Consider the following 23,703-nt stretch of genomic DNA (forward strand, 5'->3'; position numbering starts at 1 on the left):
GGGTGGGCTACTTCAAACCAATCGATAAATTGGTCAGCCCACCTTTTTTATTTATAGAGCTTTGATAAATAGATCGATAGGTAGGTAAAACTAAGCTTTAACTTGTTTTAGGTATTCAGTAACCGCTTGAGCCGCTGATTCACCTTTATGCGTTTTTACGTTGTCTAACCAAGCTTCAACTTGTTGAGGGTTATTGTTCAACCATTGTTGAGCTGCTTTCTCTGGCTTCACTTTTTGGTTAAGAATCTCTTCCATCAACTGGTTTTCCATCTCTAGAGTGAACTCTAGGTTTTGCAGAAGTTGACCGACGTTTGCACATTCAGACAGGTAGTTTGAACGAACATTGGTGTAAACATTTGCGCCACCGTAGTTCGGGCCGAAGAAGTCGTCACCACCTGATAGGTATTCCATCTCAACATTGCTGTTCATTGGGTGCGGTGCCCAACCAAGGTAAACGATCCACTGGCTACGACGAGCAGCACGAGATACTTGCGATACCATGCCCGCTTCACTTGATTCCACTAGGCTGAAATCTTTCAAGCCAAACGCGTCAGAATCAATCATTGATTGGATTAAGCGGTTGCCATCGTTACCCGGTTCAATACCGTAGATGCGGTCTTTAAATTTGTCGGCATGTTTTGCTAGATCAGCGAAGCTTTTTACGCCAGAGTCGTACACGTATTTTGGTACGGCTAGTGTGTATTTTGCCCCTTCAAGGTTGGCACGCACGGTCTCAACCGTTCCCGCTTCGCGGTACTTAGCGATGTCGCCTTCCATAGTTGGCATCCAGTTACCTAGGAATACGTCAATATCGCCGTTCGCCATTGAAGAGTAAGTAACCGGTACTGAAAGTAGGTCAGTTTTGGTTTTGTAGCCTAGGCCTTTCAGTAGCTCAGAAGTGACAGCCGTTGTTGCGGTAATGTCTGTCCAACCAACATCAGCGAAGCGTACGTTTTCACATTGTTGTGGTTCGACAGAAGCGTTAGCACCAAATGCAAATGAGCTGATGGCTAGTGCTGTTAACGTTTTTGTCTTCACGTTCTGAATATTTAGAGTCGTCATAATGGTTCCTTTTTATCTTTCCTTTTGCTGCTCGATATCAACACCGATAGAGAGCAGTTCTTCTGACTTTTGACTAATTAGTTTTGTTATTTTTTGCTTGTTACTTGTTGTTTTTATTCTTTGCTGCTTTTGCTATTTTTTAAACAATAACAGATACTTACGCTTCTCGTACTGGCTTATTGATTCTTTGTGTTTCTTCCCATTCCGGTGCTATCCATACCGGAACGTTTTGCTCTTTTAGAACGGGCTTACCTAGAATCAAATCGGAAGCACGCTCAGCAACCATAATGGTCGGTGCGTTCAAATTACCGTTTGGAATAACAGGGAAAACAGAGGAGTCGACCACGCGCAGATTATCAATGCCGCGAACACGACACTCTTCATCAAGTACCGCCATTGGGTCATCATCAGCGCCCATTTTGCAGCCACAAGAAGGGTGATAAGCACTTTCAACGTTCTGCTTAACCCATTCGTCGATCGCTTCATCAGAAGTTACGCTCAGACCTGGCTGAATCTCTTCGCCACGGTAAACATCCATCGCAGGTTGCGACAAAATCTCACGCGTTAGACGAATACAATCGCGCCAATCTTGGCGGTCTTGCTCAGTCGAGATGTAATTGAAAATGATCTCTGGCTTGGCATGCGGATCAGCAGAAGTGATCGCTACCGTACCGCGACTTTCTGGTTTATTAGGCCCAACGTGAACTTGGAAGCCGTGACCATCAATGGCCGCTTGTCCGTCGTAACGCATCGCTGCTGGCAGGAAGTGATATTGAATGTTTGGCCACTTCAATCCTTTGCGAGAACGAATGAACGCGCACGATTCAAAGTGGTTAGTGGCACCAAGGCCTTTGCGAGTCAGAATCCACTCTGCGCCAATCATGCCCTTGCTGACCAAGCCAAGCTTGCTGTTAAGCGTGATAGGTTCGTTACAGTGATATTGGAAGTACACTTCTAAGTGATCTTGTAGGTTTTCACCGACACCGCTCAGTTCGTGTTTCAGCTCAACACCTGCCTTCTCAAGTACCGCTTTCGGGCCGATACCAGAAAGCTGAAGCAGTTGAACAGAACCGATAGAGCCCGCAGAAGAGATCACTTCTTTGTTCGCTACAGCCACTTGAGTATTGCCTGACTTTTCAAACTCGACACCAACGGATTTCAGCCTTGATTGGCCTTTTGTGTCTTGTGCTTCAAGTAAGAAACGACGCGCCACGATACCCTTCTTCAAGGTCAAGTTTGAACGCTTCAATGCTCGACGTAGATAAGCGTTAGAGGTTGAGGCTCGAACACCCTTGTCTACCGTCATATGCATAGTGCCGAAGCCTTCTTGCTGGTAGCCGTTGTAGTCTTGTGTTTCTGGGTAACCGGCGTCTTTACCTGCATCGATGAACGCTTGGTAAAGTGGGTTAAGCTCCATATCGTTACCATTACAAGTGCCGACAGGGCCATTGTCACCACGGTATTCATCACCGCCTTTGTTCCATGATTCAGCACGGCGGAAATAAGGCAGACATGCTTGGTAGTTCCAACCTGCCGCACCCTCTTCTTCCCATTGGTCAAAATCACACGCGTGGCCACGAACATAAACCATGCCGTTAATTGATGAGCTGCCGCCTAACACTTTGCCACGTGGGCAGTGCAGTTCACGTCCATCAAGGCCCGGTTCTTTCTCTGTTTCAAATTGCCAAGCGTACTTTTCAGTATTCATTGGGTAAGAAAGCGCGGTTGGCATTTGGATAAAAATACTCTTGTCCGTACCACCCGCTTCCAATAATAAAACGCTATGTTCACCGCTTTCCGTTAGCCTATCCGCTAACACACAGCCGGCCGAACCCGCGCCGACGATAATATAATCGTAGCGTTGTTCCATGTTTTGATTTCCCTGAGATGAGTCAGTAGGGCTAGCTCTGTTAAGCTAACCCATAAAATTGAGTGTTACGCGTTAGGCATAAGGGCTGGCGTAGTCGCCAAGTTCAATAAGAATGCTCTTAGTCTGCGTATAGTGGAGTAGAGTCTCTGGCCCGTTTTCGCGGCCAACCCCTGAAAGTTTGTAGCCACCAACAGGCATTTCTGCAGGTGAGTCACCCCATGTATTAACCCAACAAATACCCGCCTGCATTTGATGAATAACACGGTGAGCGCGAGAAAGGTTTTGCGTGAATACGCCAGCAGCAAGGCCGTACTTAGTATCGTTAGCACGACGAATCACATCGTCTTCGTCCGTAAACTTCAACACTGACATTACAGGGCCGAAGATCTCTTGCTGAACGTGAGGCATGTCGTCATGGCAATCGGTGAATACCGTAGGAATAACAAAGTTGCCGTTTGCTAAGCCGTTGTCCGTCACTTGATAACCGCCAGTCAGCAGAGTTGCACCCGACTGTTTAGCCAGCTCAATTGCTTCAAGGACTTTTGAAAGGTGTTCTTTAGAAATCAACGCGCCGATCTGAGTCTCCATGTCCATTGGGTTACCAATGATCAGCTTCTCAGTACGTGTTTTAAGTTGGTCGATAAAGGCGTCGTAGATGTTTTCGTGTACATAAACACGAGTACCGTTAGTACACACTTCGCCTTGGGTGTAGAAATTAGCGACCATTGAAGCCGACACCGCATCGTCCAATTTCACATCATCAAAGATGATCATTGGTGATTTACCACCGAGCTCCATCGTTACAGACTTAAGTGTTTTAGCACTGTCTGACATTACCGCTTTGCCCGTACCGGTTTCGCCTGTGAACGACACTTTAGCGATGTCAGGGTGAGCCGTTAGCATTTGACCCACTCGGTAGTCACCTTGAACTACGTTGAATACGCCATCAGGAAGGCCAGCTTCTGTGAAAATCTCAGCAAGTTTAATTGCCGTTAGCGGCGTTTCTTCTGAAGGCTTGAAGATCATCGCGTTACCCGCAGCGAGTGCTGGAGCCGATTTCCACATTGCGATTTGGATAGGGTAATTCCACGCGCCAATGCCCGCACAGATACCTAGCGGTTCACGGCGTGTGTAGAAAAATTGAGATTCACTAAGAGGCTGTTGATCGCCTTGCAGCGTAGGTGCTAGCCCTGCGAAATACTCAATAACGTCGGCGCCAGAAGCCACATCGACTTCGATCGCTTCTTGTAATGGCTTGCCCGTATCGACAACCTCAAGGTTCGCAAGGTCATTATTTCGAGCTCTAAGTATCTCTACCGCCTTTAAAAGAATGCGGCTGCGTTCTACGGCTGTCATTGCTGACCATACCGCAAACCCGCGCTTCGCCGATTCAATCGCATTTTCGACGTCAGCTGAAGAAGCTTGGCCAAGCGTTGCGATAGGTTCGCCGTTTGCAGGGTTAATGCTGACGAAAGTTTCGCCTGAGGTAGCGTCAACCGCTTTACCATCGATGTATAACGAGTTCATTTCCATTTGATCTTCTGACTTAATTATTGTTGTTAGACTCTATCGGTCTATGTATTTGTGAATGCATATCGTTGTTGAGAGCGAGCTTTTTGAGCTCACTCACTAGAATTTTTGATGACTCATTGATCGCGCTGACACGAGTAAAACGCAAGCTGCTTGTCTAAGTAGTCATTGATGATTGCACGAGCTTTGTCGGCGTTAATGCCTTCAGGATTGAGCGTCCCTCTCAGCCAGATGCCATCAATTAATGATGCGATGCCGTGTGCGATCAATTCCGCTTGATCAGGTTGAAAAATCGATTTTAATTCAATAAGTAAGTGAGAAATCAAACGCTTTTCATTCACGCGCTGAAGGCGCTTGAGTTGAGCGTCATGCATCGAATAAGACCAGAATGCGAGCCATGTTTTCGACACTTTATTTTCCGCTTGATAGCCTTCGAAATTACCGTTGATGATAGCGTTGATCCTTTGCTGGTGAGCATCAGCAGGGAGCGCTTTTAATTCTGTTGTTACGGTATTCGAAAGTTGGCGCAGTATTTCTCGCATGGTCTCTTCGAGCAGCCCATGCTTTCCACCAAAATAGTGATTAATAATGCCAGTGGAGACTCCCGCTTCTTTGCTGATCAACGCAACACTCGCGGCATGCAAACCCACTCGATCAATCACCGTCATGGTGGCTTGAACAAGCTGTGGTTTACGTATATCAGGCATCCCAACCTTGGGCATTTCTTAGTCCTTTTATTTTATATTGAACGTTCAGTTAAATATAAAATGACAGAAATTTAGTTAGGGTTCAAATGATTATTTAAAACAATCTTGTAACAACACGCCATTCAAAATCAAATAAGTCATTTTAAAACAATACGTTAAATGTCATTTAGACCACTAAACAAAATCATTAAAGATTTGAGGTGTGATGGTTACGGGTCAAAAGTTTTGCTTAGGAAGAGCAAAAAATAAATCAGTAGGAATACGTGTAGACACTTTTTTGGGGAAAGTTGAAAGGTAGTATCAATGAGTCTTAATACTGAAATTTAAGACTAGGAAATCTGCACTCAACAAAGTAACGAATCAAGACATGAACAAAAAAAGGCCGATAATGACAGAGCCATCACCAACCTTTACGAAGTCGTTATTGCTACTTTCTTTGACTACTCAATACTTGTAATGAAACCGTACTTATCTGAGTCTGCTTTGGTCATCCAGTGCTCACCAGCAGCAGGTGCAGAATCTAAAGTGAAGATATAGAAGTCTATCCCTTTTTCTCCCATCACCTTTTTAAAATAGGTCGCTTGCTGACGATGACTCTCATTGGTGTATGGGAATTCTTTGGCCGTTTTATCCCCTTCAGCCCAACTATGCACACCCACCTGCTTATTCAGTTCAATGGCCTTGGTAGTATCAGAGCGTTGCAATATGCGTGGGTTGCCAGCAGCAAATAGATCCGTACCACCCGAAAAAACCGAACCCATTGGAGTCACAACCGTCGTCATCTTGTTGTTATTGATCATGCGACCGGTGTACATGTTGATTTCGTCATCAGCACTGCCGCCAATATGATTGGTAAACTTCAACGTCATCTCACTGCCTCGGTATAACTTCACGATATCAAAAAGCTGAGAATAAGTTGATGCGCCGAGAGTGGAAGTAATGCGCTCAACAGCGCCTGTCTCGTTAAGCACATCGCGGTAAAAAGCGTTGAAGGCAAACGATGTGGTAATGGTGACTTTATTACCATTTTTGGTTTTACTCAGAATCGTCGAACCTAGGCTCGTTACGTATTGCGACAACTCGTTTTGGTATTCAAGCTTAACGGAGACTTTTTTATCCTTCGTCATTGCTTTTATTGACGTAGTATCATTAGAAGTAAAACGTTGTGCTGCATCACAATCAAATAGGTCCAAGCCCTTGCTCTCTGTATAAATACCACAACTATCAAACCCAGCTTCAGGAAAGTACAGATCAACACTTTGGCCTAAGCCATCCGAAAGCTTAATCACTTTTTGCTTATCACTAATGTCTTCAGCAAACTGAATTTTTTCATACAAAACACCATCGTAAGAGAGCTTCATAGCCTCTTCTTGGAGCTCTTGCCTCTCTTGATACAACTCACCAAGTTTAGCCGAAGAAAATACGTAGTCAGCCTTCGGTTTCTTTTGCGAAATGGTGGTTGATTGTCCCGCGTTTGAACTTGAATTACAGCCAGCCAAGAGAGCCAAAGGTAACGCTAGCAACGTATTTCGATAGTACTTCATACCGTTATTCCCCAAAATTTTGATTGGAGAAATTCTATTGGTTAACAATTAAATTATCTGTCGTAACTATGTAATGGAATGTATTTCATCTACATCCTCGCCCCCCTTCCTTGCTAAAAACACTCACTCCAGAGTGCAAATCAACTCATAAGACCAGTTACACGAGCTTACATTCAGCCACTCTAAAATTATATATAATGCTAACAAATCATCAACAAGCCACATGGAAAGCCACTTCAGTAGTGTCAGGCAATTAAAAATATCAATAAAGGTAGACAATGAAGCGTTCACTATCTTGGACCATTATTTATCCAATCATAGGAATAGCACTTGCTTGTATTTTACTATTCTCTTTAATATCGACCGTTATTCTTGAAGATTTCGTTCAAAAAGTGTCGGTTGAAAATGCGAAGAACTATGTAACTACATTTCATAGTATTCGTAACTATTACTCATCAAATGTCGTACAGAAAGTTGTTGGTAGCCAAGAACTCGTGGCAACAGCCCAGCACGAATCCTTAGAGAACAGTATCCCCGTTCCTGCGACCTTCTTAATCGAAATGCTTGATAAATCAGATAAAGATCTCACCATCACGACCTCGTTTACCAGCCCTTATCCTTATAAAAACCGTCAAGGTAGGCTCTTTGACGAATTCCAACAACGGGCTTGGGTAGCGATTAACAAGAAACCAGATGAGTTCTACGTCGAGTTTGTACAAGAGCAAGACAGAACCCGAGTACGCGTCGCTCGGGCAGACCGCCTCTATGACCAAACTTGTGTAAACTGCCACAATAGCCACCCCGACTCTCCTAAACACGATTGGGAACTCAACGATGTACGAGGGATTCTCGAGGTAAATACAGTTGTAGATGAATGGCTAAAATATGGAAAGATGATCAATCAATCTTTGATGTCTATTAGCATAATCAGCTTTATGACGGTGATGTTTATTAACTTTGCCATCGCTCGTCGAGTATCGACTCCGTTAAAAAACATCACCCGCTCTCTTAGTTTATTGGCACAAGGCAAAGAAGAAAGTGCATCTTTACCACCAGCAAAATATTACGAGATAACGGAACTACAAAGTGCTTTTTCTAGCCTTTATGATAAAGAGCAGCAACGCAGAGCATTAACAAAAGAAATCGAAACACTGGCTTACTATGATTCGCTCACTAAGTTGCCGAACCGTCTTGGGTTTTTGCGTTCGCTTGATGAGTTGCTTAATAAACACAAAGAAAAAAATGAACGCATCACCGTGTTAATCATTGATATTAAGCGTTTTAGAGATATCAACAATACACTCGGCTATAAAGCCGGGGACACAATCTTGCTTCATCTAGCCAACCGCTTATCCGCATACACAACCATGGTTGATTTTAACCTAGCTCGATTGGATGAAAATAAGTTCTGTATCGCAGTGCCTGCGAAAGAACACAATGGCGATCAAGGTTCGGATGCTTTTTTTGCTATGTTGATTAATGTGGTTTCAAATGAAATTATCATTGATGAGAACAAGATAAAACTAGTGGCTAACCTTGGTGCAACCTGCAGTTCAAATGGCGCACAAAGCAGTTCTGAAATGCTCATTCAAGCGAACATCGCTCTATATGTATCCAAGGAAAAAGGCGATGACATTACGGTTAAGCATCAACCTGAACTGTCAAATGCTGCGTTGAGACGTATAACGTTAATCAAAGAGATAAACAATGCGATTGAAAACAGAGAATTTATTCCTTATTACCAACCTCAATTTTGCTTAAAGACCAATCGTATCATTGGTGCCGAAGCGCTCATGCGTTGGAAAAAGCCAAATGGAGACCTCGTAAGGCCTGACCTTTTTATAGAACTGGCAGAGCAATCCCATTTAATCATTCCAATGGGTGCTCATATTTTCGAACAAGCTACCACTGATTGCCAACAGTGGCAGAATCATAAAGCGCTTGCTGGTGTAAAGGTTGCCGTTAATATTTCGAGCATTCAGTTTTCGGAACAGAACATTTTAGATCTGACACAACTAACCTTAGAAAAAACTGGCCTTTCTCCGAGTTTACTGGAATTAGAAGTAACAGAAAGTGCCATGTTGGGTGATGTGTCGAAGGTCGTGGCTGTATTGAATGACTTAAAGAAGTTAAACATTGAAATAGCGTTAGATGATTTCGGTACTGGTTATTCATCTCTTAGCTATTTGAAGCTACTCCCTATCGATCGACTGAAAATAGATCGAGAGTTTGTAAAGGACTTACTTAACAACACCGATGACCAAGCTATCTTGAGCATGATTTGTAAGCTAGCAACCGAACTCTCACTCAATGTACTTGCTGAAGGCATTGAAGAAAAAGAGCAACTTGAATTTTTAGGCCGCGCAGGGTGTCACGAAGTACAAGGCTTCTATTTCGCAAAACCAATGCCACTAGACGATTTTGTTCTGTTTGCCAAAAATCATAACTCGGAACAGTGAAATACGCATGCTTAGGTTCAAACCGTAGACCTTAATTTTGGACTTAAAATCCAATTAGGTTCCAACCAGCCATGAAACCTCTTTAAAAAGATGCTTCATGGCTGGCTCTTCTGTTATAAAACTAAAAACTCAACATTAGAGCTCTCATTTCCGGCCGTCTTCGCCAACAGACTAAAACACCACTTCTAACCTACTGAAAAACCCAAGCAAAAATTACAAATCGGCATTGAACTAGCATGGAAAGTGTTTAATCATTCGCATCAGGGATTTCTTCGTGACGCATTTGTGATTAATATGCAACATCAGAAGCCGCCAAAATTAAACGCACTCACGTAATCTCAATAAATTAAACGCACAACAAGGCTGATAACGGAATGACAAAACCTAAAATGATCATCGTAGAAGACGATTTGAAACTTCAGCGAATGCTAAAGGATTACTTTGTAGCACAAGATTTTGATGTCACCGCGTTAGATGACGGCAGTGATGCCACGCAGAGAATCCTTACCGAACAGCCTGATATCGTGTTGTTGGATTTAATGCTTCCTGTAACCGATGGACTGACAATTTGCCGACAGACTCGTACGCTCTTTAAGGGTAAAATTTTAATGCTCACCGCCAGCGATGATGATTTTGATCACGTTGCAGGTTTAGAGACAGGGGCTGATGACTATGTCACCAAGCCAATCAAACCAAGAGTTCTGCTGGCAAGGGTCCGCTCGCTATTACGCCGTCAAGAAACCAATACACCTCTGGTTGATGATTCAAGTAGCCTTCAGTTTGGTCAACTTATTCTGAAAAACACCTATAAAAAGTGCGAGCTTTCAGGCGCGGTTTTATCACTGACAGACAGTGAGTTTGATTTACTTTGGCTGTTAGCATCCAACCCTGATACCCCGCTGTCACGTGATTACTTAACTCAAACGCTGCGCGGGATCGAGTACGACGGGATCGACCGGACGATTGACAACAAAGTAGTACGTTTGCGAAAAATACTTGGTGACGACAAAGCACCAGCAGAGAAAATTCAAACCATTCGCGGAAAAGGTTACTTATTTGTTTCGACCGCCTGGCATTAACCGCGCTCAGTACGGGCGCAATGAAAGAGAGCGATTATGCGACGTATCTATTTGGAGTCCCTACTAGGGCTGTTAACTTGCTTTATTGTTGGTCTTCTCGCCTACGAAATTTGTGTCTATCAGCTCAATACCGACTATGAATATATATTGCAAGATTACGAAGCAACGGCCCACCAACAGCTCCTAGAAAACATAGCGAATAATCAGGGCCTCGAAGCCGCTCATCAAGCCATAAATCAGTTTGTTGACACCTCCCGCTATACCCTCGTCACATTCAAATCGAATGATGAAGTACCGACTCCAGTTTCTGAGTTCTTTACTGCTAACCCCAACGTATTTATTTTTCACGACGACTATCGGGAGTTATGGTTTCGCTTAGCTAACAGTAAAAACATCTATCATTACCTGCCCAACGACGACACGCTCGTTCGACAAAAAATAGAGCTCGAAGATGACCTCATTTGGGTATTCTTTATCGCGAGCTTCATCGTATATGGCCTGGGTCATCTGTTGATTATTTTCCGCAGAGTTAAGAAGCTTGAAAATGCCACATTACGCTTCTCTGAAGGCGACCTCTCTTCGCGAGCTGAAACATCAGGCGGCAGTGCAATTGGAACTCTGAATAAATCCTTTAATCTGATGGCCGATCGAATCCATAGCTTGATCGAGAGTAATCGTTCGCTCACCAATGCGGTAGCTCACGAACTGCGAACTCCAATATTTAGAATTCAATGGCAGGCAGAAATGCTCAAAGACACGCCACTCAACGAGGGGCAGCAAGATACTATCGAGAGCATTGTTGAAGACACAGAAGAGATGGAAAAAATGGTCGATGAGCTACTATATTACGCAAAACTCGACAGTTGTGACCGAGATAACTTACAACAGCCATTAGAGATAAGAGATTTTCTCGATCACGCAATGTGTCGTTGGAACAAAGAGACGGAACTTAATATTGACCTATCACTACCAGAAAAGCCTCGCTTGATATTAGCAGATGATACGCTGCTCAATCGCGCGTTAGATAACCTAGTACGTAACGCGATGAAATTCGCACGCTCACAAATTTCGATAGAAGCAAGCGTGCACCACGATATGTTACAAATTGCTGTGCATGACGACGGGGACGGCGTAGCAAAAGAGCACCGTTCTCGCCTATTTGACCCATTTTACGTTGGAGATAAAGCGCGTAACAAAACCAAGAGTGGTCATGGTCTAGGGCTTTCTATCGTCAATAAGATCTGCGCTCAGCACGGTGCGACAGTCCTAGTTGCACAAAGCAACACCTTAAAGGGTGCCGTATTCACTATGACCTTTCCACTGTGTAACGGTTCGGCTGACAAACCCATACAGTAACGACCAATCATCTCTGGAATAATGTTCAACATCAACCGAAGGGGAGCTATATATCTCCTTCAAAGCAGACAACAATCGTTCACCTTAACTAACGTGAGTTAAATTTTATCTCTGGAGATACACATGAAAAAATTAATGATCATCGCGGCACTATCACTTGTAGCAACAGGTTGCGCTCAACAAACTTTCGTAATGGCCCCTCAAGAGAGCGAAGCAACAGCACCAACAACTGAAAAGTCACACCACTTTTTCATCAACGGTCTAGCGCAGAAAAAGCAAATTGATGCAGCTAAAGTATGTAACGGTATCGACAACGTTGCTAAAGTTGAAGTTCAAGAGACATTCGTGAATGGTTTACTAGCAGCCGTAACTTTTGGTATTTATACACCACGAGAAGCACGCGTTTACTGCAAAGCTTAACTCGTCGTTATTTGTCCACGAACCAACTGACGACACCAAAAATTTGGTCTTGGAAGCTTCTACCTGACATTCAATACTTTCGCTGGTGCTCAAGGACTGAGCATAGAATACCGTCATATTGACTGTAAATACGGGGGCTGGTGCTAACATCTCCCCGTTTATTCCTCCTAAAATGCAAACATGCAATATCTCATCCCACTCAAAGCCTCATCCAAGTCCACAACCACCAAACCTGTGTTTGCTCGGTTTAACATCCAACTCTCCTTGTCATGATTAGAATCAGCGTACTGCTTTGCTTTCAACAAACACCGAAATAAATACTACAATAGAACAAACACAATGTTTGTTATGCTTTATCTTTCAATTAGTTAGATAAACCTGACATCACTCCAACCTTAAAAAACATCGTTTTATTTAGCAAATTTAACCTTTTGTCAATATGTGGATTTTATTTATAAAGAATATAACCAACAAATATGACCTTACCTCTTGATAAATCAAGGGCTACAGATAGTCACTTTATCAATGAAAAAATAGGTTTCATTTGTGAGGGTTTTATAAATCATTCGTCAGCGATACCGTGATTTACATCACAGGATGAGTAAACAAGGTATTATCATGAAAAAATCAGTATTAGCACTCGGCTTAATCGGTTTAGTTTCACTTCCAACTTTTGCAGCAAGCACAGATGGTGGCGCGTATGTAGGTGGTGGACTTAGTGTCTATCAAGATTCCGATACAGATGGTCACGGTAATTTAGATTCAGATGGTATGGGTTATAACCTATACGGTGGTTACCAATTCAACCGTATTGTTGGCGTAGAGCTTGGCTACAACGATTATGCAGATTACAAAAATGGCGCAGAAAAACTCTCGCCAACCTCTATTTCCGCATCAGCGAATATCGGTTATACGTTTGACAACACTATTCGTCCATTCGTGTTGGCTGGTTTAAGCTCTGTTGACCTTCACGCGAATCAAGCAGCAAACTATGGGGACGACAGCGGTACTGGCTTCCACTTTGGCGTAGGTGTTGAATACACGCCGATTGAACACTTAACACTTCGCCTTATTTCACAAGCTGACGCGGTGAGTGTTGATGACTATTCCTATCAGGGTTCTCTCAAAAACGATGACCACACACTAGCATTCAACAGTGTTAGCTTCGGTGGTTCATACAACTTCTAATGTGCTCCTCACGGCCACGTTGTAAGTAAATAACTCAAATTCACTTTGCTACTCTGCCCTATGATAAGGCAGCACAGTAAAGTGAATTTTTGTATCTATACACCCTATCGAGTCATTTCACTTTAGCCGGTTATCACTCACCATCACTTCTCGATCTTTATGCGTTGATATTAGAGCTTTCTTGATAGGGAGACTAAAATAAAGAGATAAGATACGCAGGAAAAAAGACCTATGAATCTACCAAGCTTAAACATGTCGATAAACAAACTGCCCTTTGTGTTGGCTGTGTATTATCTGCTTATCATCAACATCCCTCTCTCCCTAGAACTGTTTAGTATTGTTCAGGCATCAAAGTCTGAAAGTGTCGCGTTTCTTATATCCATCCCGCTCTTCTTCCTTGCTGCTTTTAATTTCATCTTCCAAGTCTTTAATTGGCCGATATTCTCCAAACCGTTTTTCATCTTATTACTGATCACCTCAACCTTAGTCAGCTACAGCATGTTCAATTACGGCATATTCGTCGACTACGGGATGATAGAGAATGTGTTTGAGACCAATAGTGGTGAAGCAGCAAGCTATGTAAGTACCCACTCCATCTTATGGTTACTAGCGATGGGCGGTATTCCATCGATCATCCTGTTGTTTACCAAACTTGAAAAAGAATCTTGGAAAGATTTCTTTGTCTGGAAATCGATTGGGCTGCTCTCTTCCTTGATCGTCATTGCCATTATTGCCGGGCTTTTCTACAAAGATTACGTATCGATTGGTCGTAATCATTCGCACATCAAAAAGATGATCATCCCGACCGAGTATGTGTCATCAACGGTTAAATATATCAATAACACCTACATAAAACAGCCCATCCCTTATCAAGAGTTAGGGTTAGATGCGAAGCAAACAGCACAAGCCAAAGCGGCAACCAAACCAACATTATTAGTGTTTGTTCTTGGTGAAACCGCACGCGTGTACAACTACCAATATCATGGCTATGAGAGAGAAACCAACGCTCATACCAAGCCTTACAACCCGATATTTTTCTCTGATGTTCAGTCGTGCGGAACAGCCACCGCGGTTTCTGTGCCATGTATGTTCTCGAACATGAATCGCAACAACTACGATCGCGACAAAGCCTATAACCAAGATAACGTGGTCGACATTATGAACCGCGCGGGCATTCACTCTATCTGGCGAGAGCATGATGGAGGAGACAAAGCGGTCGCACATCGAATCAAAGAGATGACGCTCGTCGCCAAAGACAGCGACCCGCTGTGTAATAAAGATGTGTGCTATGACACAGCCATGCTAGAGAACTTCGAACAAGATACTCAAGATCTTAAACAAGATAGCATCATTTTCTATCATATTTCGGGGTCTCACGGCCCAACGTACTTTGAGCGTTATCCAGAAGAACATAAGAAATTTACGCCTGACTGCTCTCGTGCAGACATTGAAAACTGCACCAAAGAGCAAGTGGTTAACACCTACGACAACACCATCTTGTACACGGATTTCTTTCTCTCACAGGCGATTCGGAAACTGAAGAAACTGACCGACAAGTACAATGTCGCACTGATGTATATCTCGGATCACGGAGAGTCTTTAGGGGAGAATGGCGTGTATCTTCACGGCATGCCCTACTCGCTGGCACCAAAAGAACAAACCCACGTACCGATGATCCTATGGATGTCTGATGGTTTTGCTGCGCAGAAAGGGATAAGCGAGACCTGCTTAAGAAAGGCGGGGAAAGAGCAGAGCTTTTCTCACGATAACCTGTTCGACTCCTTGCTTGGCCTGATGGACGTGCAAACTAAAGAATACCGAGCGAGCCAAGATATTTTTGCTGCGTGTCGGTAGTGTTTTTGCTTATGTAAACCATCGGAAAACTCGAGTTGCCTGAATAAGCTCTCCTCAACTTCCCCTAAAAAGAAAAGACCTCGGTCTTTTCTTTTTTTTCGTCGCTAACATGGAGCCAGAGTGCTAATTTATAACGACGAAACAATGAGCTACATTTAATAGAAACAATAATGGAAGAGTCCGTCGTGCTCCAAAGACCAACCTGTCTTATTAGACTTTATCTCACTCACATCGCTCATTGAACTTACCAAGATTAGCTCAGTTCAATACCGCGCCTGAATGGCGCCTAATATCAATGTTTATGTCATATCATTAAGGACAAATGAATGGACGCTTTCATAATTTCAAGCTGGCAATTTTCTGAGGGTGTGGCACATGAACACACCACCAGCCCAGCCTCATTCGAGCAATCAACTTGGTATCACTGCCAAAGAGATGCTGACGGTTTGAGAGAATGGCTCCACAGTAATACGGTTCCAAATGTCATCATCGATTCATTACTCACCGATGACACCCGCCCTCGGTTCGAACAGTTTGGACACGACTGTTTTTTGATGATTCTGCGAGGCATTAATCTAAACGAAGGTGCTAACCCTGACGACATGCTTAGCCTACGCATCTTATGGTACAAAGGCACTTTAATATCGACACGTAAAGTTCCTTCAAAAGCGGTCAGTAATCTGGTGTCTGATCTCATTCAAAACCAAGGCCCCACATCATTGCCTGATGTGTTGTTGGGCATGATCCGTGGAATCAACCACAGTATTTCAACCTTCCTAGCACCCGTCGAACTATTAATTGACGAGTTAGAATCTAACTCCAATATCGACATAAGATCCATTAACGCTCTACATTCAAGGCTACTCAGACTAAGGCGTTATTTGAAGCCACAGAAATACGTTTTTGAAGATTTAATGAGTGACCTACCTGCACCATTGAGTAATCACAACAGTCATATAAAGAACAGCCTTGATACCATCCTGAGAATTAACGAGTCTGTTGAGTTTTACATCGAACAAATTAATGTATTTTTAGCGAGCCTAAGTCAGCAACAAGCTGAAAAAATGAATAGAAATACGTACCTATTTTCTATCATTGCAGGTATTTTCCTCCCTGCTGGGTTTTTCACCGGTTTACTGGGTGTCAATATCGCGGGGATACCCGGAACAGATAACCCAATAGCATTCCCACTATTTTGCGTTGGGCTGCTCGTAGTCATAGCGGCAGAGGTCATTATTTTGAAAAAATTGAGGTTTATTTAATGGTTGAGTTTTTGCAATCCAATATGTGGCTTAGACAAGTAGTTTTAGGTTTACTTCTTATCACTGTGTATTGGGTGATCAAACGCTTAGGTAAGAACTGGATAGAAACATTAGCGGAAAATAAGCGTGTCGAATTGAAGCGAAAGCAGTTCGTGATTAAGTGTTTCAATATTGTTCTGTTTCTACTCTTCATCGCTGTGTTTACGATTGTTCTTAACTTGGGTTTTGGTGATATTTCGCTGTTCTTATCATCCATATTTGCGGTGCTGGGTGTCGCTTTATTCGCGCAATGGTCCATTCTAAGTAACCTCACAGCCAGCGTACTAATATTTTTTGTCTTCCCTTATCGCATTGGCGACAGAGTAAGAGTCGCGGAGAAAGACGAAGACATCAGCGGTGTGATCATCGATATCACCATGTTCCACGTTATTCTTCGACACAGTTCGGGTAACATTATCACCTACCCCAACAACCTGATTTTACAAAAAGGCGTGATAAAGGTTTTGGTTGAACCTGAAGCAAAAAGTGAAGCTTCAATAAGGTAACAGGCCTAACACCGAATACCTATGCCAAACAAGTTGGGTTAACGATTGATGTGTATGGAGGAGTGAGATCAGAGTAACCCACTCTTTGTCTATAACGCACATTCTTTCTATAGCGAAGGCTCTGTCTTTTGTGTCCCATTAGCCGCAAGTTTTATTGAGTTTAGATTTGCGACTAAATATACTGGAGACACCATCAGACGGAGGACAAAAATGAATAATAAAAACAAACATATAGTTTTAATTCATGGTCTATATATGCCTGCGTTGATCATGCAATATCTGGATAGAAACTTCAAAAAACGCGGCTTTACAACGCACAAGTTTGCCTACAACTCGCTGCGTTTCCCTTCTGCAGCCAAACGTCTCAATCGTTTCGTGAATGCTCGTTTTAATGAGTATGATGAGGTCTATTTTTTCGGTCACTCACTGGGTGGCTTGCTGATTCGTCATTACTTTAAATTCTACCAACCACACTTCGCCGACACCTGCATTATTACAGCAGGCACTCCGCACAATGGGGCAACCATCGCCAAAACACTGTCTAATCATGGGCTTGGATTTATATTTGGTTCGAGCAAAATGATTTTAAGCGATGGCTTGGGTGACTACGATATTGATGTGCCGATTGGCGTAATTACTGGCACCTACGACGCTGGCGTAGGACGCATTGTATTGGGAAGAAATCCTGGGGATGGCACAGTAACACTCGAAGACGCCAACCTGAGAGGAGCCACTGATACTTACGCCCTCAAACTCAACCACACAGCGCTGGTCTACTCTAAGGAAGTCGTAACACTGTCGGCTCAGTTCATTGAACACAGAGCTTTTAAGGACGCTTCATAGCTTTTTTCAGTAGCTTTGCGCGTTGACTCCTGTATCGAGCTCTTGTTCTCTTATTTGTGATAGATAAAAACAAAAATACCACTCTGCGATAAGAGTGGTATTCGAAGATCCATTGCTGGAAATGAGCGCTTGCTATACTTTCTATACTTGCTACAGACGATTCACTCGGGTTGGTAAGAACACCTCGCCCAACATGCATCGCACCGAACCACCGCCGATGTCTTCGATCGTTTTCACGTTAAATGGTAGTAGCTTACCGTGTGTCGAAAGCTGAGCTAACTGAGCTGGAGAAAACGCATCATAAGCCGATTGAGACATCGCGATCACCTTGTCGCCATTCACAGTTTCAAGCTGAAGGATGTTGCCACAAAAACGATTCATCTGATCGATTGAGATAGAGATAACTTGCTTGTCTTTGGCAAGAGACTTCACAACAAAGCGGCGCTCAAACTCTGGGATCACTTCATCACAGATCACGCAGAAATTATCGCCAATCGCCATCATCACATTGGTATGGTAAATCGGTTGACCAGACGGTAATGCCGTTTGGAACGAGACCACGCGAGAATAGCCAATGCGCTTCGCGTAATCTTCCAATACTTCGCGGTCACAACGTTGTGAAAGCGCAGCATAAATGGTCTTGTTGATATGGTCGATCACCATCACGCCTGTGCTCTCTAGATAAGAACCTTGAGCAACGTACGACTCCATAGACTCACTGTGATTAACAATGCGACCAGACGCTTCCAACGCTTCAATAAGTGCATTCGGCTTAACTTCATTTTGACGGTTTTCACACGCCATAGGGAAAGTGAATAGGCTTCCATCACTACAAGTACTGAACCAGTTGTTTGGGAACACTGCGTCAGGGGTTTCAACACCCAGTTCCGGATAATCAAACTCTACAACTTGCACACCTTCTTTACGTAGCGAAACCACCATAGCCTTAAACTCGGCCATCGTTTCTAACTTTACCTCAGCTTCAGTCAGATCGACTCTGTGCTGAAACTCGTTATCACGGGCTGTTTCTTCGTTAAATTTAAATTCTTTTGGCGGCACCATAACAACGCAATTTGCGTTTTGAACATTAGTAATATGCAGTGATTTTTTGTGTAGGTTTAACATTTTAACCGTCCCTATCTTTTATTTACCTCAGAATTGTAAACAACTTGTTACGACAAAATTCACTGAAAATCACAATGATTTGAATATTTATCCCAAGTAATTACTGCGAATTTTAGATTAGTCGGTAATTTTTACTGCAAGATAACAGCACATCAGAAAGAACCAACTGTATGCATATTCGTTAAAGAATTTACTGGATAAATATTCTCATTTCATTTTTCAACTCCACACGAGTTTTGATTACAATTTAATCCATTTAACGTTAGGATTATCACCGTTGCATAACCATCAATTACGTTTGAAATAAGCTTAACTTTTCCTGTCTAATTCAATCTAAAATTAGCTTCATGAAAGACACTCTTTGGAAGTGTTCTGTGTCGCTTAAACCAAGTACTTACATAAGAACTAAACAAAAATCTATCGAATGGCTTAATACTTATAAGAACGCGTTGGCACTTATATAATTTCAAACTAAAACTGAAAAATTCAAATCAAGACTATAAAAACAAAGCTGCACATCACGATGCTCTAGCATCAAAGATGCAGTAGCTTATAAAGGGAAAACTATGTACAAGAAGTTTGAAGGCTTTACTGAAGCCTTTCCAAAGGGAGAGCCGATACAACCTCCTACTGGAATACTGGCATTCTGCCGCCATTACACACGAGGTTTTGAAAAGCCGTTGATCTTGCTCGGATTGATGAGCATGACCATCGCGATCATCGAAGTTGCGCTGTTCGGTTACATGGGTCAACTGGTTGACTGGCTATCAACCAGCAACCCGGACACTTTCTTAGCAGACAACGAGTCGACACTGATGGGGCTCGGCGTTCTGCTGTTGGTCGTGATGCCAATCTTGATCAGTGTTTACTCACTACTGCTTCACCAAACTTTGCTGGGCAACTACCCAATGTCGATTCGTTGGTTAGCGCACCGCTACCTTTTGAAGCAAAGCCTGTCCTTTTATCAAGATGACTTCGCCGGACGTGTCGCGACCAAAGTGATGCAAACCTCGCTCGCGGTACGTGAAACAGTGACCAAAATGGTTGATGTGTTTGTTTACGTGACGGTTTACTTTACAGCGATGCTGTTCATGCTCGCGGAATCGGATTGGCGCTTAATGGCTCCAATGTTGATTTGGTTGTTCATTTACGTTGGCATTCAACTGCACTTCGTACCAAAGCTGAAAGACGTGTCTTCAGAACAAGCGGATGCTCGCTCGTTGATGACGGGTCGCATTGTGGATAGCTACACCAACATCGCTACGGTCAAACTTTTCTCTCATAGTAAAAGAGAAACCGAGTACGCAGAAGAAGGCATGGAAGGCTTCCTAGACACAGTCCATCGCCAAATGCGCTTGGTTACTGGCTTCAACATCTGCGTTGAATTCGCTAACTACTTGTTGGTGTTCAGCATTGCCGGTATCTCTATCTACCTATGGCTAGATAACGCGATCACCGTAGGCGCAATTGCGATTGCGGTCAGCTTAGCTCTGCGTATTAACGGCATGTCGAAATGGATCATGTGGGAAATAGGTGGTCTGTTTGAAAACCTAGGTACCGTGATTGATGGTATTAAAACACTGTCTAAGCCCATTGCTATCGAAGACAAAAAAGATGCGAAACCTTTGGACGTTCCACAAGGCGGTATCAACTTCGACAACGTGAGCTTTAACTACGGTGAGAATAAGGGTGTGATTAACAACCTAAACCTCAACATCAAACCGGGTGAAAAAGTCGGCTTGGTTGGCCGTTCAGGTGCAGGTAAATCGACCCTAGTTAACTTACTGCTGCGTTTCCACGATGTAGAAAGTGGTCGCATCCTGATTGATGACCAAGAGATCTCGAGCGTTACTCAAGATTCTCTGCGTAGCAACATAGGTATGGTGACTCAAGATACCTCACTGCTGCACCGTTCGATCAAAGACAACATTCTTTACGGTCGACCAGAAGCATCAGATGAAGAAGTGTATGCCGCAACCCAACAGGCACACGCTCATGAGTTTATCGAAACCCTAACTGACCCGTTTGGTAATGTTGGCTACGATGCTCAAGTAGGTGAACGTGGCGTCAAGCTTTCTGGTGGTCAGCGTCAACGTGTCGCTATCTCACGTGTACTTCTGAAGAATGCTCCGCTGTTGGTTCTAGATGAAGCCACATCAGCACTCGATTCAGAGGTTGAAGCTGCGATACAAGAGAGCTTGATTGAACTAATGGAAGGCAAAACGGTTATCGCGATTGCACACCGTTTATCGACGATTGCAGCAATGGACCGTTTGATTGTACTCGACCAAGGTAATATCGTTGAAGAAGGCACGCACCAAGAGCTGATTACACAAAATGGCATCTATGCTCAATTGTGGAATCACCAGACCGGTGGGTTTATTGGAGTGGAAGAAGAACCAAACAAAACAATGATTTAAAAAAACGTAATAACCATGTGGCGGCAGGTTTTTATCTTGCTGCCATTTCTTCATCTAAAATTATAACCCTAATTTGATTAGTATTTACACGCCAAATATCAAGTATGTAAATTATCAATATATACCCCACAAACGCCTTTTGTTTGCGCTCACGTAATACGCACATAGCGACTTGTTCATCCATGTTTAACAATCTCTATAAGAAAGGGATATACAAATGACAACTTAATCAATAGCCAAAAAGTAAACAGACTTGGGTATTTGGGCAGTTATCAAGAAGGAAGAACAAAATATTTAGCCAAGCAGCTCTTTCGCTTCACGAGCCGCGAGTTCATGCATGGCAATCATGTTTACAAAGGCTCTTCCTTTGATTTTCCCTTTTTCCTTAACGAGGATTTTTCCTTGTGATACATAGTCTTTGATGATGCCCAAAGGCAAGCCTGAGATGCGGGAGTACTCTTCGTAAGTCACGAAAGGGGCGGGTATGACTGGGCTGGTGGTTAGCATAGTGGTATCCTTGATCGTTAGTTCAAACACATTCAGGTTCATGCAGCTTTGGCCGGCGGGTGAACCTGAGTACGAGAAAGATAATAGATCGTTACTTGCGTACTCTCAATAAAAAATAACAATCAGCAGTGCTAATTTGAGTTCAGATTATGAAAATTAAAAAAATCCCGCCTTTTGACTATCTGAAAGGTTCTGAGTTTACAGAAAATCTCAAACATTTGACTGGCTGCAAGAATTTTGTCGAGATGGCATCTGTATATGGCGTCCCCAAAACCACATTTAGCACTTGGAATACTCATGATCGAACTTCGCATGAACTAATTGTTCGTGCTCACTTAGCCTTGGGTATACCTGTTGAAGAGCTAGCACTTCCTGACAGTGAGTTATCTAAGGTCGCACATGGAACGACTAATATTGCTAAACCTCAAAATGCTTTATCAGCAAGAGCAACCCGAGAACGCAACAAGCAAACTGATTCCGTAATTTTACCCTCTGTTTGCCTTTCTGATGGGAAGCTAATCAATACTGGTGAAATCCCATACGCTCTCAGACGCATTAACAAATATGACTTGGCTGATTCTGATGTAATTGAAGTAGAAACGAATGATGGGATTTATCTTGTAAACCAAGACATCGTAGATGCTGTTTCTGGAAAATATCTAATTGATATTGACGGTCACCTATCAATCAACCAAATTCAACGGTTGCCTGGTAAAAAGCTAGCAGTCGCATTTGGTGACAGCACCATGGAAGTATCTGAAGAAGACATCAAAGTTGTAGGCCGCGTGGCTGTAGTGTTGGAGAAGGTGTAAGTGGTTCAAGAAAGTAAGACTCAGCACGAGCTCCGTTTTGGTCATTCGACAAAAGCCAAATCTTTTCAGAGCTTTAGTCAAAAGATTGAAAAAAATTGGTATATGCTTCTGACTGTACTAGGGACCGCTTCTTTTACCTATGCTGGCGGTTTTGCTAGTGGGGCACCTAACTTTATAACAAAAGAGGTCGGTAAGGAGTGGGCTTGGGCTGACACAGTTCAGGCTGAGGGTATGATGTCCATGATGGAAGTGATTTGGGTATTCATTTGCCACCCTTACATGCACTTTTTCTATGCTATTGTACTACTAGCTCTCGGCCTTTCTGGTACGAGTAAAGATTACGAGAATCTTTCTAACCGAAATGATGAATTGGAGAGCAAGTTAACCCACCAAAAAAATGTTCGAGAAATTGTCACTTCCAACCAAGAAGAAATAGCGAAGCTAAATGGCCAGTTACGAGAAAAGCATCAAGAACTGGTGACAATCTGGTTAAAAGGTACTTTCTCTTACCTGATGAACGATGATAAGGCCGTCGTTAAAGAAAACACACACGCTCGTATTAGCATCTACTACGTATATAATAACCATTTTTATTTACTGGCACGTTATTCTCCAAATGCAGAATATGACCAAACCCATAGACAGAAATTCCCAATGGGTCGGGGGATCATTTATGAGGCCTACCAACACTTAGAAGTCCATGAAGACTCTCTAGCAGAGTATAACGAAGCAACTCCTGACAGCTTCTACAACTCAATTGAAGACAAATATTTCTTTAAAAGAGAGCAACTTAAAAACTTTAACATGAAGTCCTGTCGTTATTTTGGTAGAGCAATTCGAGAAGCAGACGCAACTCAAGGAGTCATTCTAATTGAGAGCACTAAAAGTTGTGATTTAAGTGAAGAGCAAGTTCAGAAGACTCGTGAGCATTTTGAAAAAAATTGGAGTCACTTAAGCCAATTTGTTAGACATGGTATTGCCCACGATATAAACAGCAACTATCACAAAACTATGAGTACAGACCTAGATTTCTTAGATAAATTAGATCAACGTCCATCTCCAAGCCCTTCTCCCGAAGCAGAGATGTTAGCAACGTTGTCCTCTAGTAGTGAGGTATAGC

General features: G+C 43.0%; 20 protein-coding genes and 1 pseudogene. 13 read left to right on the plus strand and 8 right to left on the minus strand.

Translation table 11 applies throughout. The features are described 5' to 3' along the window. Positions 1-90: 90 nt before the first annotated feature. From AB4180_RS09135 to AB4180_RS09155, 5 genes are all read right to left on the minus strand, one after another. A complete protein-coding gene (locus tag AB4180_RS09135) occupies positions 91-1,062 on the minus strand; it encodes a choline ABC transporter substrate-binding protein (RefSeq protein ID WP_102248730.1) in 972 nt (323 codons plus the stop codon). Between the two features lie 157 nt (positions 1,063-1,219). Further along, a complete protein-coding gene (betA, locus tag AB4180_RS09140; protein WP_102248731.1) occupies positions 1,220-2,932 on the minus strand; it encodes a choline dehydrogenase in 1,713 nt (570 codons plus the stop codon). A gap of 72 nt (positions 2,933-3,004) precedes the next feature. Further along, complete coding sequence (gene betB, locus AB4180_RS09145) at positions 3,005-4,465, minus strand: betaine-aldehyde dehydrogenase (RefSeq protein ID WP_102248732.1); 1,461 nt, start codon at positions 4,463-4,465, stop codon at positions 3,005-3,007. 113 nt (positions 4,466-4,578) lie between these two features. Then, positions 4,579-5,184 (minus strand): transcriptional regulator BetI, encoded by a 606-nt coding sequence (gene betI / locus AB4180_RS09150; RefSeq protein ID WP_102248733.1) that lies wholly within the window; start codon positions 5,182-5,184, stop codon positions 4,579-4,581. Between the two features lie 425 nt (positions 5,185-5,609). Next, a complete protein-coding gene (locus AB4180_RS09155; RefSeq protein WP_102248734.1) occupies positions 5,610-6,713 on the minus strand; it encodes an alpha/beta hydrolase in 1,104 nt (367 codons plus the stop codon). Between the two features lie 278 nt (positions 6,714-6,991). Here AB4180_RS09155 and AB4180_RS09160 point away from each other — a divergent pair, with 278 nt between their 5' ends. The 10 genes and pseudogenes from AB4180_RS09160 (at position 6,992) to AB4180_RS09205 (ending at position 17,719) form a co-directional block, all read left to right on the plus strand. Continuing rightward, entirely contained in the window at positions 6,992-9,172 is a 2,181-nt protein-coding gene (locus AB4180_RS09160) for an EAL domain-containing protein (protein WP_102248735.1), read from the plus strand. A 374-nt stretch (positions 9,173-9,546) separates the two neighbouring features. Continuing rightward, entirely contained in the window at positions 9,547-10,251 is a 705-nt protein-coding gene (locus AB4180_RS09165) for a response regulator (protein ID WP_102248736.1), read from the plus strand. A 36-nt stretch (positions 10,252-10,287) separates the two neighbouring features. After that, positions 10,288-11,607, plus strand: coding sequence for a cell wall metabolism sensor histidine kinase WalK (locus AB4180_RS09170; RefSeq protein WP_102248737.1), 1,320 nt, complete (start codon positions 10,288-10,290; stop codon positions 11,605-11,607). 123 nt (positions 11,608-11,730) lie between these two features. Beyond that, complete coding sequence (locus AB4180_RS09175) at positions 11,731-12,027, plus strand: Bor family protein (RefSeq protein WP_017097222.1); 297 nt, start codon at positions 11,731-11,733, stop codon at positions 12,025-12,027. 618 nt (positions 12,028-12,645) lie between these two features. Further along, on the plus strand, positions 12,646-13,215 hold the full coding sequence (locus AB4180_RS09180; protein WP_371701267.1) for a porin family protein: 570 nt from the start codon (positions 12,646-12,648) through the stop codon (positions 13,213-13,215). 231 nt (positions 13,216-13,446) lie between these two features. After that, positions 13,447-15,069, plus strand: coding sequence for a phosphoethanolamine transferase (locus AB4180_RS09185; RefSeq protein WP_102248738.1), 1,623 nt, complete (start codon positions 13,447-13,449; stop codon positions 15,067-15,069). Between the two features lie 326 nt (positions 15,070-15,395). Then, positions 15,396-16,331, plus strand: coding sequence for a CorA family divalent cation transporter (locus AB4180_RS09190; protein WP_102248739.1), 936 nt, complete (start codon positions 15,396-15,398; stop codon positions 16,329-16,331). Further along, a complete protein-coding gene (locus tag AB4180_RS09195) occupies positions 16,331-16,876 on the plus strand; it encodes a mechanosensitive ion channel family protein (protein WP_009845990.1) in 546 nt (181 codons plus the stop codon). The genes AB4180_RS09190 and AB4180_RS09195 overlap by 1 nt, the downstream gene beginning before the upstream one ends. Further along, positions 16,870-16,953 (plus strand): annotated as a pseudogene (locus AB4180_RS09200) (AraC family transcriptional regulator); the annotation flags it as partial. The gene AB4180_RS09195 and the pseudogene AB4180_RS09200, both read left to right, overlap by 7 nt. A gap of 133 nt (positions 16,954-17,086) precedes the next feature. After that, on the plus strand, positions 17,087-17,719 hold the full coding sequence (locus AB4180_RS09205) for a triacylglycerol lipase (protein WP_009845991.1): 633 nt from the start codon (positions 17,087-17,089) through the stop codon (positions 17,717-17,719). A gap of 150 nt (positions 17,720-17,869) precedes the next feature. On the opposite strand, the gene AB4180_RS09210 is transcribed toward AB4180_RS09205, so the two are convergent. Next, complete coding sequence (locus AB4180_RS09210; protein WP_009845992.1) at positions 17,870-18,844, minus strand: arginine deiminase-related protein; 975 nt, start codon at positions 18,842-18,844, stop codon at positions 17,870-17,872. A 566-nt stretch (positions 18,845-19,410) separates the two neighbouring features. Here AB4180_RS09210 and AB4180_RS09215 point away from each other — a divergent pair. Then, a complete protein-coding gene (locus AB4180_RS09215) occupies positions 19,411-21,264 on the plus strand; it encodes an ABC transporter ATP-binding protein (protein WP_102248740.1) in 1,854 nt (617 codons plus the stop codon). A gap of 31 nt (positions 21,265-21,295) precedes the next feature. On the opposite strand, the gene AB4180_RS09220 is transcribed toward AB4180_RS09215, so the two are convergent. Together AB4180_RS09220 and AB4180_RS09225 are read right to left on the minus strand one after the other, a co-directional pair. Continuing rightward, positions 21,296-21,448, minus strand: a complete 153-nt coding sequence (locus AB4180_RS09220) for a hypothetical protein (protein WP_157936312.1) — start codon at positions 21,446-21,448, stop codon at positions 21,296-21,298. Positions 21,449-21,558: 110 nt separating this feature from the next. Next, complete coding sequence (locus AB4180_RS09225; RefSeq protein ID WP_102248741.1) at positions 21,559-21,771, minus strand: hypothetical protein; 213 nt, start codon at positions 21,769-21,771, stop codon at positions 21,559-21,561. A gap of 149 nt (positions 21,772-21,920) precedes the next feature. Here AB4180_RS09225 and AB4180_RS09230 point away from each other — a divergent pair, with 149 nt between their 5' ends. Both AB4180_RS09230 and AB4180_RS09235 read left to right on the plus strand, forming a co-directional pair. Further along, on the plus strand, positions 21,921-22,583 hold the full coding sequence (locus AB4180_RS09230; protein WP_102248742.1) for a phage repressor protein CI: 663 nt from the start codon (positions 21,921-21,923) through the stop codon (positions 22,581-22,583). Beyond that, positions 22,584-23,702, plus strand: a complete 1,119-nt coding sequence (locus AB4180_RS09235; protein WP_102248743.1) for a hypothetical protein — start codon at positions 22,584-22,586, stop codon at positions 23,700-23,702. Position 23,703 lies beyond the last annotated feature (1 nt).

Origin of the sequence: Vibrio sp. 10N.286.49.C3, from assembly GCF_041469545.1 — a bacterium.
GTDB classification, from domain to species: domain Bacteria; phylum Pseudomonadota; class Gammaproteobacteria; order Enterobacterales; family Vibrionaceae; genus Vibrio; species Vibrio tasmaniensis_A.